Raw genomic sequence first — 13,578 nt, 5'->3', positions numbered from 1 at the left:
CCGCTCGGGTCACCCCGAGTCGCGGTGAGAAAACGACGCGGAGAGAAGAATATGGCCGACGACATCACCGAGACCAGCCAGACTGTTGCCGCCGGCCAGTTGCGCGCCTTCATCGAGCGTATCGAGCGGCTCGAGGAAGAGAAGAAGACGATTGCCGACGACATCAAGGAAGTGTTCGCCGAGGCCAAGGGCACCGGCTTCGACACCAAGGCGATGCGGTCGATCATCCGGCTGCGCAAGAAGGACCAGGCCGAGCGGCAGGAAGAGGAGTCCATCCTCGATCTGTACAAGGCCGCGCTTGGAATGGTGTAGGCCGGTAATAGCCTTGGGCGCCGGTTGCGGCGCCCCTCAACGGTTCGAACATGAGCGAATTCGATTTTGGCGCCCGCCGCGCCTCTGAATTCCGCCAACGCAGCTTCTGGACGCTGTTCGCGGAACGGCATCCGGATGAAAGGGCTCTGCTGGCGAGGCGTGGACCGTGGTTCTGGCAGCGTGGGCTGCCCGACTTCGCATTGGTCCTTTCCATGTACGTCGCGCCTGCGCAGAATCATGTCGGCGTCTTCTTCGGCCGCAACGAGAAGTTCGGTGCCACGCAAGCCTGGTCGCGGCTGAAGCCGTTCCAGCCGGCCATCGAAGACAGGCTGAAGCTCAGGCCAGAACAAAGTTGCGACGGCCTCGGCATCAATTCGATGTGGCGGGTGAATTGTTTTGCCGAAGACAATTGGCCGGCGATGACCGACTGGCTGGTGACGGAAGCCTCGCGTTTCGAGCGCGCGATTGCCGAAGTTCTGGGTCAGGAATAAAGCAGGGTTTCCAGACGCAATCCTTGTGGAAGGGTTGCGCTGGTGAGCAGAGCGAGGAGCCGGTCGATCGATGACGATCATGTCGCGCGTTGCCGCCTTCTTCCGCTCACGCTGGCTGGGCGGCGTGCCGATCGATCGGCTGTTCTGGCGCGACCTGGTCGTTGTCGGCACAGCGATCAACGTCGCGTCATCGGTGGCGGCGCTCATTCTGCTCGGGCTGAAGTTGCCGCTTGCGCTGGTTCTGGCGGTGCATTTCGCGCCGGTGCCCTACAACATCTTCCTGACTTTTGCCGTTTGGCGAACTGCCGGAAAATCAAGTGGCGCCAAGGCCTCGCTGATGACGCTTGGCGCCACGTTGTGGCTGATCCTGGTGGTCGTGGCCTGACGATCAGGCGGCCGGCTCGAATTTGAGCGCCACGCCGTTGATGCAATAGCGCAGGCCGGTCGGCGGCGGGCCGTCCTCGAAGACGTGGCCGAGATGGCTGCCGCAGCGGGCGCAATGGCATTCGGTGCGGACCATGCCGTAGCTGCGGTCGACAGTAGTCTCGACCGAACCCGGCACCGGGTCGTTGAAGCTCGGCCAGCCGGTGCCGCTCTCGAATTTCAGCTTGGATTCAAACAAGGGTTGGTCGCAGCCGACGCAGGAGAAGGTGCCGGCGCGCTTCTCGTGCAGCAGGGCGCAGCTTCCCGGCCGCTCGGTGCCGTGGTTGCGCATCACCGCATATTGCTCAGGCGTCAGCCGGGCGCGCCATTCGGCGTCGGTGCGGGTAACGGGGTAGGTGTGGCTGTCCATTTTTTCCTCTTAGCTTAGGTCGCTATTTGGGTTGCATTCCCAACTTCGCCTGAAATAGGGATTTGTTACCGCGTTTGCCCGTATTTCTATCCTGTCGCGAAGAATTCCTCAGGCGATGGCGGCGAGATAGCGCGCAACCGATGCTGAAAATGCCGCCTTTGCATCTCCGATGACGTTCTGGTTCCACCATGCGCCATAGATATGGTCGAACGCGAAAGGCTCAAGCGCAGCCTTGATGCCGTGCAGTTTCGTCGCGTTGAGCGGGATATAGTTCGGGTAGCTGTACATGAAGCTGACATGGCGGCGAGTCGGCGTCACCTGCACGATGTCGCCGGCCAGGATGGCATTGCCGCCGTCGCGCTTCCAGTGCAGCACCTGGCCACCGGCAAAGTGGCCGCCGCAGCGGATGAGCGTCAGCGACGGGTTTATGGCGCGCGTCTCGCCTTGCCAGCTGATGATCGCCGGATGCGGCCGCATAATCCACTGACGATCATCGGCGTGCAGATAAATCGGCACGCCGCCAAACGCCTCGCTCCACTCGACCATTGCCGAATAATAATGGCAGTGGGAAATGGCGATCGCGGCGAGGCCGCCCCGGCGGTTGATCTCGGCCACCGCCTCGTCGCTGACCATCGAAATGCAGTCCCACAGCACATTGCCGTGCGGCGTTTGCGCCAGCAATGCCCGCTGGCCGATGGCGAAGCGCGGCTCGATGCCGAAGGCGAGCACACCGGCGTCGTCTCTCATCGCGAGCCGATGGCCGGCGGCGAGCTCTTCCGGCGTGGTCCAGGCCTGGCCCTCCCAACGCACATATTGCCGCTCGTCCTCGCAGATCGGGCAATGTCGCGGCGGCGTCGCTGTCGCCGCGAACTGGACACCGCATTGCAGGCAAAGGAAACAGGTCGACCTTCCTGTTTTGCGTGGATCCATTCAGTGCTTCCTTGAAAGTTGCTTCGTCGCGGCTTCGAGGCCGGCGAGCGTCAGTGGAAACATGCGGCCGTCAAAAATATCGCGGATCATGGCAATCGAATGGGTAAAACCCCAGTTCTTCTCGGCTTCCGGGTTGAGCCATATGGCATTTGGCCATTGCTGCAGCAACCGGCCAAGCCAGACGGCGCCGGCCTCCTTGTTCCAGTGCTCGACCGAGCCGCCGGGATGGGCGATCTCGTAGGGGCTCATCGAGGCGTCGCCGACGACGATCACCTTGTAGTCGGGGCCATATTTATGCAGGAGATCGAAGGTCGGAATCACCTCGGCATGGCGGCGGCGATTGTCCTTCCACACGTCCTCGTAGAGGCAGTTGTGGAAGTAGAAATATTCGAGCTGGCGGAATTCGGCGCGGGCAGCCGAAAATAGCTCCTCGAGGCTCCTGATGTGGTCGTCCATCGAGCCGCCGACATCGAAGAACATCAGCAGCTTGACCGCATTGCGACGTTCGGGTTGTGTCTTAACGTCGAGATATCCGTGCTCGGCGGTGGCGTGGATGGTGCCTGGCAGGTCGAATTCCTCTTCGGCACCTTCGCGCACCCAGCGGCGCAGGCGTTTCAGCGCGACCTTGATATTGCGGGTGCCGAGCTCGACGGCATCATCGAAATTCCTGAACTCGCGTTTGTCCCAGACTTTTACCGCGCGGCGGTTGCGGCTTTCGTGCTGGCCGATGCGCACGCCTTCGGGATTGTAGCCATAGGCGCCGAAGAGCGAGGTGCCGCCGGTGCCGATCCATTTCGAACCGCCCTGATGCCGGCCCTTTTGCTCCTCCAGCCGCTTCTTCAGCGTCTCCATCAGCTTTTCGAAGCCGCCCAGCGCCTCGACCAGCTTCTTCTCCTCATCGGTCAGGTGCTTTTCGGCGAGCCTCCGCAGCCATTCCTCCGGGATGTTTGCGACATCGACCGGGTTTTCGCCAGCCCGCGCCTCGACACCTTTGAAGATGTGCGAAAAGACCTGGTCGAAGCGGTCGATGTAGCGCTCGTCCTTCACCAGAGCGGCGCGGGCGAGATAGTAAAAGCCCTCGACATCATAGTCGACCAGCCCGGCCTCCAGCCCCTCCAGCAGCGACAGATATTCGCGGAGCGAGACCGGAACCCGCGCGGCCTTCAGTTCGAGGAAGAAGGGAATGAACATCTCACGGTCTACAGCAGATCATACTCGATGAAGCCGGTCCTGCGCGCCACATGGTCGTAGAGCTTGCGTGCGGTTGTGTTGGTCTCGTGCGTCATCCAGTAAACGTTCTTGACGCCGATCTTGCCGGCTTCCTGCCTGACCGCTTCGATCAGGGCGGCGCCGACGCCCTTGCCGCGCACATCGGGGTCGGCAAACAGGTCCTGCAGATAGCAGTTGTTTATCTCCGACCAGCAGGAGCGATGGTAGAGATAGTGCGTCAGGCCGACGGCCTTGCCGTCGAGGGTGGCGATAAAGCCTTTCGGCTCGAACTCGCCCGCCGTGAACAGCCGCTTCCAGGTGACGGCGTAAACCGCTTCCGGCAACGTGGTTTCGTAGAAGGTGAGGTAGGCGGTCCACAGACGCCGCCAATCGGCATGGTCGGATTGCGCCAATGGGCGGACGGTGATCTCGGTCATTTCATCTCCCTCTGAAGTCGGCAACCCGAAGCTGCCGCCGTGCCTGGCCAAGGGCAACGGTCCAGCGACGGGAAACCGCTGTCCGAGGGCTTTCGTCGGCTTCCGACTGACCGGCTCCTCACCCCTGCCGTCTCGCCATGAAGGCCAGGCGCTCGAACAGATGCACGTCCTGTTCGTTCTTCAGCAACGCGCCATGCAGTTTCGGCAAAGCATTCTTCGGGTCGGCGCGCAGGTCCTCGGGCGCGATGTCGTCGGCGACCAGCAGGCGAATCCAGTCGAGTGCCTCGGAGGTCGACGGCTTCTTCTTCAGGCCCGGCACGTCGCGGATCTCGTAGAACTGGGTCAGTGCTGCTCGCACGAGGTTCTGCTTGATGCCGGGATAATGCACGTCGACGATTTTGTGCAAAGTGTCGACGTCGGGGAAGCGGATGTAGTGGAAGAAGCAGCGGCGCAGGAAGGCGTCCGGCAATTCCTTCTCGTTGTTGGAGGTGATGATGACGATCGGCCGGACGGTGGCGCGGATGGTCTCGCCGGTCTCGTAGACGAAGAACTCCATCCTATCCAATTCCTGCAACAGATCGTTGGGGAACTCGATATCGGCCTTGTCGATCTCGTCGATCAGAAGCACGACTTTCTTGCCGGCGGCAAAGGCATTCCATAATTTGCCGCGCTTGATGTAATTGCGAATGTCGTTGAAGCGCTCGTCGCCGAGCTGGCTGTCGCGCAGCCGCGAGACGGCATCGTATTCATAGAGACCCTGCTGCGCCCGCGTGGTCGATTTGACGTGCCATTCGATCAGATCCAGACCGAGCGCTGCCGCCACCTGGCGGGCAAGTTCGGTCTTGCCGGTGCCGGGCTCGCCCTTGACCAGCAACGGCCGCTCCAGCGCGATCGCCGCGTTGACCGCCACCATCAGATCCTTGTCGGCAACATAGGCTGCCGTGCCTTCGAAACGCATTTTTGCTCCCGGGTTCATCGCGCGACCCTAAGGACGCGGCCTTCGGTGTGCAAGGCGCTGCTGGCGAAGCGGGGATTTTGCCGGCGCTGACCTCGTTGAGGGGTTCTGCGTCGATTTAAGACTCGAAGCGTGTCGTCTCTCTGGCGCTGGGCCTGCCGTCTGCCTATATTGGCGGGGACGGTCTGCGCTTCCCGGCAGGAGAACATTTTCCCCGGGGCCTTAATGATCCCTAGGGAGCTGTCCCTGGGAAGACCCGTGGGTTTTCTCATACGGCGCCCACCTACTTTGTAGGTTCCCGGGATCGCTCTCTCCACCGGTTGTGTGGATCGTCACTCACATTTCAGTGGGCCATGCGGTAGGAAACGTCGCTCCCAAAACCCCGTCCAGATCCGACTTTTTCTATCCTGGCTCCATGACCTCCTCAAAAGACCTGAAAAAAAATCTTCGCAACCAAGCCCTCGGGCGCCGCGATGCGCTCGATCCGTTCTGGCGTGTGGAGGCAGCACTCGAAATGGCCGAGACGGCGCGCGACCAGATCACCGTCGAGCCGGGCCAGATCGTCTCAGGCTTCTGGCCGATGCGCTCGGAAGTCGACGTCCGGCCGCTGATGTTTGCCTTGCGCGAGAAGGGCGCGAGGCTCTGCCTGCCGGCCATTCTCGACAAGACCACCATCGTTTTTCGCGAACTGGTGCGCGGCGCGCCAATGATCGACATGGGCTTCGGCACCGTCGGGCCGCATGAGGAAGCCGAGGTACTCGATCCGCAGGTGATGCTGGTGCCGCTTGCCGCCTTCGATGCGCGCGGCCACCGCATCGGTTACGGCGCCGGCTATTACGACCGGGCGATCGCGCGGCTGGCCGACAAGGGGCAGCAGCTGCGGCTGATCGGCATTGCCTTCGACTGCCAGGAGGTGGCCCAGGTGCCGGACGAGCCGCATGACGTGATCATTCCGGAAATACTCACCGAGAGCGGGTTGCGCCTGTTCGCGCCGAAATTGTAGATAAGTTCCTGGACGCATGGTCTTTTTCGAAAGTCATGCAGCTTTTTGCTTCGCTGACCTTCGGTTCGGGATCACGCTTATATGAGACTTCTCTTCCTCGGCGACATGGTCGGCAAGACAGGACGTACGGCGGTGTGGGAACAACTGCCCGGCCTGATCTCGGATTTCAAACTCGACTTCGTCATCGTCAATGGCGAGAACGCCGCCGGCGGCTTCGGCATCACCGAGGAGATTTTTCGCGAGACGATCTCGGCCGGCGCCGATGTCGTCACCACCGGCAACCATGTCTGGGACCAACGCGATGCGCTGATTTTCGCGCCGCGCGAGGAACGCTTCCTGCGTCCGTCCAATTTCCCGAAAGGCACGCCGGGGCGCGGCTCGGGCGTCTACATCGCCAGGAACGGCGCGCGCGTGCTGGTCGCCAACATCATGGGCCGGGTGTTCATGCATCCCGAGCTCGACGATCCATTCCAGGCCGGCGAGCGCGAACTTGCCGCTTGTCCGCTTGGCGAGCAGGCCGATGCGACCGTCATCGATTTCCATGCCGAGGCGACCTCGGAAAAAATGTGCTTCGCCCATTTCGTCGACGGCCGTGCCAGCCTTGTTGTCGGCACCCACACGCATCAGCCGACCGGCGATCACCAGATCCTCAATGGCGGCACCGGTTATATTTCCGATGCCGGCATGTGCGGCGATTACGATTCCTCGCTCGGCATGGACAAGGAGGAGCCGCTCAACCGGTTTTTGTCCAAGGTGCCGAAAGGCCGTTTCGAGGCGTCGACCGGACCGGCGACATTGTGCGGCGTCGGCGTCGACATTTCCGACCGTAGCGGCCTGACTGAACGGATCGCGCCGTTTCGCCGCGGCCCGCGGCTGGAGGAAACGGCTCCATCCTTCTGGTCGTGACATTGATATGGACGCTTGCAATACCCAATTGCCGGCGAAACTGCTCTAGATCGTAGAGGGGACGACCTCCATGCAGCTAGTCGAATTCCTGGCGCCGCATTTCGCCTTTGTCTCCGACCCGACGGCATGGGTCGCGCTGCTGACGCTGATCGTGCTGGAGGTCGTGCTCGGCATCGACAATCTGATCTTCATCTCGATTTTGACCAACAAATTGCCGGTAGCGCAGCGAGCCCGCGCCCGGCGGCTCGGCATCTCCGCCGCGCTGGTGATGCGGCTGATCCTGCTGGCCACCATCTCGATCATCGTCCAGTTGACGATGCCGATATTCACCGCCTTCGGCCACGGCTTTTCATGGCGCGACCTGATCCTGATTGCCGGCGGCCTGTTCCTCGTCTGGAAGGCGACCAAGGAGATCCACCACACGGTCGATCTCGATGATCACCAGGACACGATGATGGGCGAAACACTGCAGCTGTCGCTGGCCGGCGCCATTTTCCAGATATTGCTGCTCGACCTCGTCTTCTCGATCGACTCGATCATCACCGCCGTCGGCATGACCGACGAAATCGCGATCATGTACATCGCGGTGATCGTGGCGGTGAGCGTGATGATGCTGGCGGCCGGGCCGCTGGCCGATTTCATCGCCAGGAACCCCAGCATCGTCATGCTGGCGCTAGGGTTCCTGCTGATGATCGGCATGACGCTGATCGCCGACGGCATGGGTTACCACGTGCCGAAAGGCTATATCTACGCCGCCATGGGCTTTTCGGCACTGGTCGAAGGACTCAACATGCTGGCGCGACGGCGGAAGAAGGCCAAGGGCGGCGGGCACTGAGTCCAGCGGAGCGAACCGGCAGCGCAGAGAACTAGGGCTCGGTCTCGATCGTCGCGGCCATGCAGAACCTTTGAGAGGTTGGCGGGACGGAGGGATCGCTGCGGAATGGCTTTTGGCACCCGAAGACCTTACTGCGCCGGCAAACCCTTCGGATGGCGGTCGCCGGTCAGGCCAAGCGTCAAGCCTTGCTCGAGCCACGCCTTGGCGCCGGCGAGCACCAGCGCAAAGCCGCCCGTCGAGTCGATCGCCTGCTTGATCTGCTCGTCGCCGCTACCGGCAAAGCCAAAATTGCGGACCTCGACAAAGGTCGTGCCGCCGGGCATCTCGGTAAAAGTCCACACCACCGTGGTCGGTGGATCGCTCCATTGCATGACGATCTTCTCGTTCGGCACGATCTCGCTGACCGTTACCGTCGTCGAGGCGCCATACTGCGCCATTCCCAATGGATTTCCTTGCCGCTGTCCAGCCTGTCGCTGCCGTGGGTGAACCAGAATTTTGTCGTGATCGCCGGATCAACGATAGCTTCGAACACGTCGGCGACCGGCCGCCTTATCAGCATGCCGGCTTCGGCGGTCGGTGTTTCACGGATTTCCATAGCGTCCTCCTTTCCACGGCGCCGCCCCGGTTCACCAAGCATCGGGTTCGCGCACGAGGTGAATGATGTTGGCCGGGTTGGTGATCCAGCCGCCGCGAAAGCCTTCACCCAGTGCCTCGATGGCGTCGCAGCGCACGACGCCGGCCTTGGCGAGATGGTCCGCCGCGCCTGGAAAATCATCGGTGAACAGTTCCAGCCAGACCTCGGCCTGACTAAGCATCGGCGCCTCGTCGATCCACAGGCGATTGGGACCGAGTTCAAAGCCGATAGCGGGCGCCTTGGCCGTGAATGGCTTCAGGCCGATGACGTCGCGATAGAAGGCGATCGTTGCCTGGTATTGATGTGGCGGCACTTTCATGGCGATGTTGATGCCGCCGCTGATCTTCGCGGTCATTTGCTGGCTCCATTCCCGTGTTCAGGTTCGATTGGCCGGTTCGGTCCAGAACCCGCTATGCCAAATTGATTTGCCAGGAGACTCCGAACCTGTCGTTGAGCCATGCAAACCGGCGGCTGAAACCATAATTGTCCAGCGGCATCAGAAATTTGCCGTCCTTGGCCAGGGCCTCGACAATGCCGTTCAGCTCTGCCTCCGTGGAGCAATCCACATACAGCGAGACCGACGGCGTGAATGTGAAGGCATGGTGCACGGGGCTGTTGTAGACCATCACTTCCAGACCGCTTATGGACACGCGCGCCAGCTTGACCGTCCCTTCCGGGCCGTCTTCGCCGGAGCCGTAACGTGTGACGTCAAGGACGCTGCTGTCGGGGATCGTCTCGCAATAGAAGGTCATTGCCTCTTCGGCCTTGCCCTCGAACATCAGAAATGGCGTCACTTGCTTCATCGCAGGCCTCCGTCATCTTGGTGGTTTTTCAGATGTTGTTCTCGTTGGCCGGCTCGCCCTTCATCTCGCTGCGGTAATAGCCGTCGCGCAGATTGATGCCGTATTCGACATAGGCCTTCATGCAGGCCAGCATCTGCGACCAGCCCTCGCAATTGAGATAGGACTTCTTCAGGCCGACCGCGTCCTCGCGCCAGCCGGTCTCGGCGATGGTGACAAAGGTGCCGCCATCATCGAGCGGTTCGAAATTCATCTCGATGCGGGTCTTGTAGGCTGGCTTGCCGTCGGCATCGGAGGCGTCCCAGTGCAGCACGATGCGGCTGTCCTTGATCACTTCGTCGACCTCGACGGGGACGTTGCCCCACCAGACAACACCGGCACCAGCCACCAGCGGCGCGCTGGCGCCGCCGATCGTAGTGAAATAGCCGCTAAGCTTCTTCGGATTGACGACCGCGTCGAAGACTTCGGCGACAGGTTTGCCGATGCGGCCCGAAACCCTGAATCCAAGAGACATATCCACAGCTCCTTCCTTGAATGGCTCAACGATATGTTATAGAAACATAACATGTCAAGCCATTCGCGGGACGACAATGTTTTCAAGGCGCTGGCGCATCCGCGCCGGCGTGAGTTGCTGGACCGGCTGAAGGATGCGCCGCAGACCACCGGCATGTTGTGCGATGCCTTCCCCGACATGGACCGCTGCACGATCATGCTGCATCTGAAAGTGCTGGAGGAGGCCGACATGGTCGTGGCGCGGCGCGAGGGCCGCGAGCGTTGGAACCATCTCAACGCGCTGCCGATCAAGCACATCCACGACCGCTGGATCAGCCAATATGCCACGCACGCGATCAGCATTCTCGACCGGCTGAAGTCCGATCTGGAGGGGTGAACGGCCGCCGAAGCCTGCCTTTTCGGGTCTCAAGCCCTTGCGTGTCGTCTGCCACGGCGCGGCTGGACGAATTGAGCCGATTTATCTATAAGCCGGCCATTCCGACATAGAGCGCCGTACGTCCGTCCGGACGCAGCAGGACGTTCTGAGATTTTGAATTCGAGCACTTTGCAAGGCGCCGGGTGGTTCACCAGGCCGCGGATGCTCTAGCCGAGAAGACGACAGGGGTGCCATGGCTGGCCATTCACAGTTCAAGAACATCATGCACCGCAAGGGCCGTCAGGATGCGGTGCGATCGAAAATGTTTTCCAAGCTGGCGCGCGAAATCACCGTCGCCGCCAAGAGCGGCACGCCCGATCCATCGATGAACCCTCGCCTGCGCCTTGCGGTGCAGAACGCCAAGGCGGTGTCGATGCCGAAGGACAACATCCAGCGCGCCATCAACAAGGCGTCGATGGGCGATGCCGAGACCTACGAGGCCGTGCGCTACGAGGGTTATGGGCCGGGCGGCGTCGCGCTGATCGTCGAGGCGCTGACCGATAACCGCAACCGCTCGGCGTCGAATGTGCGCGCTGCCTTCACCAAGGCCGGCGGGGCGATGGGCGAGACCGGCTCGGTGTCGTTCATGTGGGACCGCGTCGGTGAGATCTACTATCCGGCATCGGCCGGCAGCGCCGAAAAGGTGATGGACGCGGCGATCGAGGCCGGCGCCGACGACGTCCAGTCGGACGAGGAAGGCCACACGATCTACTGCGCCTTCGAGAATCTCGGCGAGGTGTCGAAGGCGCTGGAAGGCGCGCTCGGCGAGGCTGAATCGGTGAAGCCGATCTGGAAGCCGCAGACCAATATCGCGGTTGACGAGGAGCGGGCACAATCGCTGATGAAGCTGGTCGCGACGCTTGAAGATGACGACGACGTGCAGAGCGTCTACGCCAATTTCGAGGTCGACGAGGAGACCTTGGCGAAGCTCAGCGCGGCATGACCCAACACGCGCTGCCTACAGTCCGCATCACCTATTGCACGCAGTGCCTGTGGCTGCTCAGGGCCGGCTGGATGGCGCAGGAGCTGCTGTCCACTTTCGGCACCGATCTCGGCGAAGTGACGCTGGTGCCCGGTACCGGCGGCATCTTCACCATTTCCTGCAATGACACGCTGGTCTGGGACCGCAAACGTGACGGCGGTTTTCCCGACGCCGCAAAGCTCAAGCAACTGGTTCGCGACGTCATCGATCCGGATCGCGATCTCGGCCATGCCGATCGCAAGGGTCATAAGTCGAAGGACCCTGCCTGAGGGTCTTCTTGCCCCGGCATTCACCGCCACGCGAAGATAAAGCAGCCCAGCGCCACGATGGCGGTGATGGTGCGGACATGGTTCCACATCACCCAGTCCTTGAGATAAGTGGCCCATACCGCGGCGCCGTTGGCGCTTGCCGGATCGACGGCGGCCAGGGCGTTGTTGAGCGGCACGTTGAACATCATCGTCACGATCGGGTTGCCGACGAGATAGATCAGGGCGCCGGCGAGAAGCCAGAACGCGCCCGGCTGGCTCCAGCCGATAAGAGCGCCGGCGGCAAGCACAAGACAGACCAGCCCGGTGCCGAATAGCGCGGTCATGAATGCCGGCGTAATCACGGTGATGTTGATCGAATTCATGGCGGCGATGCCGCCTCCGGCAGGCAAGCGGGCGAGCGCCGGCATGATAAAGTTGGAGAAGGCGAAGAAAACGCCGCCGACAACGCCTGAGCCAATGGCAGCGACGAAGGTGAGGGTGGGAAGCAGTTTCATGATCATGTCAGTTCCTCCAGATGCCCGTGGCGGCGGTTTCGGTTGCGTAGGTGGAAAAGTCTTTTGGGGCGCGGCCGAGCACGCGCTGGACGCCGTCGGTCAGCGTTTCGTTGCGGCCGTCGAGCACTTCGGTGAACAGCTCGTTGAGCAGCCAGGCGAACTCGGCCGGCAACTCGTGCTCGGCTATGGCGGCGGTGAACTCGGCATGGGAAACCCGCTTGAAACGGATGTCGCGGCCTGCGGCCCTGCCGATCTCGGCGACCGCGTCGGCAAAGCTCAGCAGCCGCGGCCCGGTCAGCTCATAGAGCTCTCCGACATGTCCTTGCCGGGTTAGTACGGTAAAGGCGGCCTCCGCGATATCGTCGGCATCCACAAATGGTTCGCCCACACTGCCGACCGGCAACGCCACCTCGCCCTCCTGCAAAGATTCGACGAGGAAGCCTTCGCTGAAGTTCTGGGAAAACCAGGCGCAGCGCAGGATCGTCCAATCGGCGCCTGAAGCTTTGAGCATCTCTTCGGCGCGCTGTGCTTCCGTTTCGCCGCGCCCCGACAGCAGTACCAGCCGGCGCACACCACACTCCACGGCAAGACGAGAGAAGGCGCCGACGGTGTCGGCCGCGCCGGGCACCGCAAGATCAGGATAGTAGCTGATGTAGACGGCGCCGACACCATCAAGCGCGGGCTCCCAGGTCGTGCTATTTTCCCAGTCGAAGGGCGGCGTACCCGAGCGCGAGCCGATCTGCACCGGCAGGCCCCGCGCCGTCAGCCGCTCGGCGAGACGGCGGCCGGTCTTGCCGGTGCCGCCGAGGATCAAAGTTGGTTTCGTTACAGTAGGGTTCATGTCGATTTTCCTCAGTTTGCAAATGTGAGCAATCCTCACATTTGCCAAACGTGATAAACCCTCGTATTTTGCGAGTCAAGCCAATTTGTTGATTGTTCGCCTGGAGACAGTGATGGAAGGCTCTGCCGTATCGGATTCACAGGATGGCCAGATCGCATCGCCGCGCCGAACGCCGAGCCAGCAGCGTAGCCGCGAGCGGGTCGAGCGCATGCTGGCCGCAGCGTCGGCGCTGATCGCCGAGCAAGGCAGCGATGCGATGCGCATGGGCGAGGTGGCCGAGAGGGCTGGCGTGTCGATCGGCTCGCTCTACCAGTTCTTCCCGGACAAGCGGGCAATCATTTGGGCGCTGGCCGAACGCTACACCGCCGAAAGCCAGGCCTGCATCGCGGCGGCACTCGCCGACGTCAGTGACGCCGACGGCTTGCGCCAGGCGTTTTCGGAGCTGGTGGATATCTACTACCGGTTATTCCTGGCCGAGCCGGTGATGCGCGACATCTGGTCGGGGACACAGGCCGACAAAGCATTGCGCGAGCTTGAGCTTGCCGACAGCCGGGCCAACGCCGAATTCCTCACCACGGTGCTGAAGCGGTTGCGGCCGTCCGCCGATCCGGAAGCGCTGGAAACCACGGCATTTCTCATCTGGCAGATGGGCGAGGCCGCAATGCGGCTTGCGATTTCGGTCGACCGGCAAGAGGGTGACAGGCTGGTTGCGGCCTACAAGCGGATGGCTCTGCGAGAGTTGCTCGGCGCTTGACCGGC

Annotated in this window: 20 protein-coding genes, 1 other RNA gene and 1 pseudogene; 11 read left to right on the top strand and 11 right to left on the bottom strand. The window is 61.9% G+C overall.

Going from position 1 to position 13,578, the window contains the following annotated elements:
• Positions 1-51: 51 nt before the first annotated feature.
• The 3 genes from NKH63_RS07050 to NKH63_RS07040 all read left to right on the top strand — a co-directional run bounded on the left by NKH63_RS07050 (position 52) and on the right by NKH63_RS07040 (position 1,188).
• Positions 52-312, top strand: coding sequence for a DUF2312 domain-containing protein (locus NKH63_RS07050; RefSeq protein WP_023719653.1), 261 nt, complete (start codon positions 52-54; stop codon positions 310-312).
• Between the two features lie 50 nt (positions 313-362).
• The gene (locus tag NKH63_RS07045; protein ID WP_023719652.1) at positions 363-803 is read left to right on the top strand and encodes a hypothetical protein; all 441 of its coding nucleotides are present in this window, start codon (positions 363-365) and stop codon (positions 801-803) included.
• A 70-nt stretch (positions 804-873) separates the two neighbouring features.
• Complete coding sequence (locus NKH63_RS07040; protein ID WP_352917739.1) at positions 874-1,188, top strand: hypothetical protein; 315 nt, start codon at positions 874-876, stop codon at positions 1,186-1,188.
• A 3-nt stretch (positions 1,189-1,191) separates the two neighbouring features.
• On the opposite strand, the gene msrB is transcribed toward NKH63_RS07040, so the two are convergent.
• The 5 genes from msrB to NKH63_RS07015 form a co-directional block, all read right to left on the bottom strand.
• Positions 1,192-1,596 (bottom strand): peptide-methionine (R)-S-oxide reductase MsrB, encoded by a 405-nt coding sequence (gene msrB / locus NKH63_RS07035; protein ID WP_027152870.1) that lies wholly within the window; start codon positions 1,594-1,596, stop codon positions 1,192-1,194.
• A 108-nt stretch (positions 1,597-1,704) separates the two neighbouring features.
• On the bottom strand, positions 1,705-2,526 hold the full coding sequence (locus tag NKH63_RS07030) for an MBL fold metallo-hydrolase (protein WP_352917738.1): 822 nt from the start codon (positions 2,524-2,526) through the stop codon (positions 1,705-1,707).
• Complete coding sequence (locus NKH63_RS07025) at positions 2,527-3,717, bottom strand: vWA domain-containing protein (RefSeq protein ID WP_352917737.1); 1,191 nt, start codon at positions 3,715-3,717, stop codon at positions 2,527-2,529.
• A gap of 8 nt (positions 3,718-3,725) precedes the next feature.
• A complete protein-coding gene (locus NKH63_RS07020) occupies positions 3,726-4,172 on the bottom strand; it encodes a GNAT family N-acetyltransferase (protein WP_352815018.1) in 447 nt (148 codons plus the stop codon).
• Between the two features lie 118 nt (positions 4,173-4,290).
• A complete protein-coding gene (locus NKH63_RS07015) occupies positions 4,291-5,130 on the bottom strand; it encodes an AAA family ATPase (RefSeq protein ID WP_352917736.1) in 840 nt (279 codons plus the stop codon).
• A gap of 176 nt (positions 5,131-5,306) precedes the next feature.
• Here NKH63_RS07015 and ssrS point away from each other — a divergent pair.
• The 4 genes from ssrS to NKH63_RS06995 all read left to right on the top strand — a co-directional run bounded on the left by ssrS (position 5,307) and on the right by NKH63_RS06995 (position 7,871).
• Positions 5,307-5,462: non-coding RNA, 6S RNA (ssrS, locus tag NKH63_RS07010), on the top strand.
• Between the two features lie 80 nt (positions 5,463-5,542).
• Positions 5,543-6,130 carry a 5-formyltetrahydrofolate cyclo-ligase gene (locus NKH63_RS07005; protein ID WP_352787922.1) on the top strand — a complete coding sequence of 196 codons (588 nt, stop codon included), beginning with the start codon at positions 5,543-5,545 and terminating at the stop codon, positions 6,128-6,130.
• Positions 6,131-6,211: 81 nt separating this feature from the next.
• Positions 6,212-7,036 (top strand): TIGR00282 family metallophosphoesterase, encoded by an 825-nt coding sequence (locus tag NKH63_RS07000; protein ID WP_352787920.1) that lies wholly within the window; start codon positions 6,212-6,214, stop codon positions 7,034-7,036.
• Between the two features lie 70 nt (positions 7,037-7,106).
• Positions 7,107-7,871 carry a TerC family protein gene (locus tag NKH63_RS06995; protein WP_352494148.1) on the top strand — a complete coding sequence of 255 codons (765 nt, stop codon included), beginning with the start codon at positions 7,107-7,109 and terminating at the stop codon, positions 7,869-7,871.
• Positions 7,872-7,999: 128 nt separating this feature from the next.
• On the opposite strand, the pseudogene NKH63_RS06990 reads toward NKH63_RS06995, so the two are convergent.
• The 4 genes and pseudogenes from NKH63_RS06990 to NKH63_RS06975 form a co-directional block, all read right to left on the bottom strand.
• Positions 8,000-8,466: pseudogene (locus NKH63_RS06990) on the bottom strand (SRPBCC family protein).
• A 31-nt stretch (positions 8,467-8,497) separates the two neighbouring features.
• Complete coding sequence (locus NKH63_RS06985; protein ID WP_352640128.1) at positions 8,498-8,860, bottom strand: hypothetical protein; 363 nt, start codon at positions 8,858-8,860, stop codon at positions 8,498-8,500.
• A gap of 55 nt (positions 8,861-8,915) precedes the next feature.
• Positions 8,916-9,308, bottom strand: coding sequence for a VOC family protein (locus tag NKH63_RS06980; protein WP_352640129.1), 393 nt, complete (start codon positions 9,306-9,308; stop codon positions 8,916-8,918).
• 28 nt (positions 9,309-9,336) lie between these two features.
• Entirely contained in the window at positions 9,337-9,819 is a 483-nt protein-coding gene (locus tag NKH63_RS06975) for an SRPBCC domain-containing protein (RefSeq protein WP_352787918.1), read from the bottom strand.
• A gap of 51 nt (positions 9,820-9,870) precedes the next feature.
• Here NKH63_RS06975 and NKH63_RS06970 point away from each other — a divergent pair, with 51 nt between their 5' ends.
• From NKH63_RS06970 to NKH63_RS06960, 3 genes are all read left to right on the top strand, one after another.
• Entirely contained in the window at positions 9,871-10,194 is a 324-nt protein-coding gene (locus tag NKH63_RS06970; RefSeq protein WP_023719639.1) for an ArsR/SmtB family transcription factor, read from the top strand.
• A gap of 232 nt (positions 10,195-10,426) precedes the next feature.
• Positions 10,427-11,176, top strand: a complete 750-nt coding sequence (locus tag NKH63_RS06965; RefSeq protein ID WP_023678028.1) for a YebC/PmpR family DNA-binding transcriptional regulator — start codon at positions 10,427-10,429, stop codon at positions 11,174-11,176.
• The gene (locus NKH63_RS06960; RefSeq protein ID WP_023719638.1) at positions 11,173-11,484 is read left to right on the top strand and encodes an Rdx family protein; all 312 of its coding nucleotides are present in this window, start codon (positions 11,173-11,175) and stop codon (positions 11,482-11,484) included. Before NKH63_RS06965 ends, NKH63_RS06960 begins: the two co-directional genes overlap by 4 nt.
• Positions 11,485-11,504: 20 nt before the next feature.
• On the opposite strand, the gene NKH63_RS06955 is transcribed toward NKH63_RS06960, so the two are convergent.
• Positions 11,505-11,984, bottom strand: coding sequence for an anthrone oxygenase family protein (locus NKH63_RS06955; RefSeq protein WP_352480934.1), 480 nt, complete (start codon positions 11,982-11,984; stop codon positions 11,505-11,507).
• A gap of 1 nt (position 11,985) precedes the next feature.
• Positions 11,986-12,819 (bottom strand): Rossmann-fold NAD(P)-binding domain-containing protein, encoded by an 834-nt coding sequence (locus tag NKH63_RS06950; RefSeq protein WP_352640132.1) that lies wholly within the window; start codon positions 12,817-12,819, stop codon positions 11,986-11,988.
• A gap of 112 nt (positions 12,820-12,931) precedes the next feature.
• Between NKH63_RS06950 and NKH63_RS06945 the strand changes: the two genes are divergently transcribed.
• Positions 12,932-13,573, top strand: a complete 642-nt coding sequence (locus tag NKH63_RS06945) for a TetR/AcrR family transcriptional regulator (RefSeq protein WP_352480932.1) — start codon at positions 12,932-12,934, stop codon at positions 13,571-13,573.
• Positions 13,574-13,578 lie beyond the last annotated feature (5 nt).

The organism is Mesorhizobium sp. M0960, from assembly GCF_040319055.1.
Classification (GTDB): Bacteria; Pseudomonadota; Alphaproteobacteria; order Rhizobiales; family Rhizobiaceae; genus Mesorhizobium.
This window is presented reverse-complemented; position numbering and strand designations above follow the sequence as displayed.

Excerpts from the sequence above, each read along its gene's own strand:
- NKH63_RS07030 (WP_352917738.1), bottom strand. The coding sequence starts at position 2,526 with ATGGATCCACGCAAAACAGGAAGGTCGACCTGTTTCCTTTGCCTGCAA.
- NKH63_RS06950 (WP_352640132.1), bottom strand. The coding sequence starts at position 12,819 with ATGAACCCTACTGTAACGAAACCAACTTTGATCCTCGGCGGCACCGGC.
- NKH63_RS06965 (WP_023678028.1), top strand. The coding sequence starts at position 10,427 with ATGGCTGGCCATTCACAGTTCAAGAACATCATGCACCGCAAGGGCCGT.
- NKH63_RS06960 (WP_023719638.1), top strand. The coding sequence starts at position 11,173 with ATGACCCAACACGCGCTGCCTACAGTCCGCATCACCTATTGCACGCAG.
- NKH63_RS07050 (WP_023719653.1), top strand. The coding sequence starts at position 52 with ATGGCCGACGACATCACCGAGACCAGCCAGACTGTTGCCGCCGGCCAG.
- NKH63_RS07045 (WP_023719652.1), top strand. The coding sequence starts at position 363 with ATGAGCGAATTCGATTTTGGCGCCCGCCGCGCCTCTGAATTCCGCCAA.
- NKH63_RS06945 (WP_352480932.1), top strand. The coding sequence starts at position 12,932 with ATGGAAGGCTCTGCCGTATCGGATTCACAGGATGGCCAGATCGCATCG.
- NKH63_RS07020 (WP_352815018.1), bottom strand. The coding sequence starts at position 4,172 with ATGACCGAGATCACCGTCCGCCCATTGGCGCAATCCGACCATGCCGAT.
- msrB (WP_027152870.1), bottom strand. The coding sequence starts at position 1,596 with ATGGACAGCCACACCTACCCCGTTACCCGCACCGACGCCGAATGGCGC.
- NKH63_RS07040 (WP_352917739.1), top strand. The coding sequence starts at position 874 with ATGACGATCATGTCGCGCGTTGCCGCCTTCTTCCGCTCACGCTGGCTG.
- NKH63_RS06995 (WP_352494148.1), top strand. The coding sequence starts at position 7,107 with ATGCAGCTAGTCGAATTCCTGGCGCCGCATTTCGCCTTTGTCTCCGAC.
- NKH63_RS06980 (WP_352640129.1), bottom strand. The coding sequence starts at position 9,308 with ATGAAGCAAGTGACGCCATTTCTGATGTTCGAGGGCAAGGCCGAAGAG.
- NKH63_RS07015 (WP_352917736.1), bottom strand. The coding sequence starts at position 5,130 with ATGCGTTTCGAAGGCACGGCAGCCTATGTTGCCGACAAGGATCTGATG.
- NKH63_RS06985 (WP_352640128.1), bottom strand. The coding sequence starts at position 8,860 with ATGACCGCGAAGATCAGCGGCGGCATCAACATCGCCATGAAAGTGCCG.
- NKH63_RS07025 (WP_352917737.1), bottom strand. The coding sequence starts at position 3,717 with ATGTTCATTCCCTTCTTCCTCGAACTGAAGGCCGCGCGGGTTCCGGTC.
- NKH63_RS06975 (WP_352787918.1), bottom strand. The coding sequence starts at position 9,819 with ATGTCTCTTGGATTCAGGGTTTCGGGCCGCATCGGCAAACCTGTCGCC.
- NKH63_RS06955 (WP_352480934.1), bottom strand. The coding sequence starts at position 11,984 with ATGATCATGAAACTGCTTCCCACCCTCACCTTCGTCGCTGCCATTGGC.
- NKH63_RS07005 (WP_352787922.1), top strand. The coding sequence starts at position 5,543 with ATGACCTCCTCAAAAGACCTGAAAAAAAATCTTCGCAACCAAGCCCTC.
- NKH63_RS06970 (WP_023719639.1), top strand. The coding sequence starts at position 9,871 with ATGTCAAGCCATTCGCGGGACGACAATGTTTTCAAGGCGCTGGCGCAT.
- NKH63_RS07000 (WP_352787920.1), top strand. The coding sequence starts at position 6,212 with ATGAGACTTCTCTTCCTCGGCGACATGGTCGGCAAGACAGGACGTACG.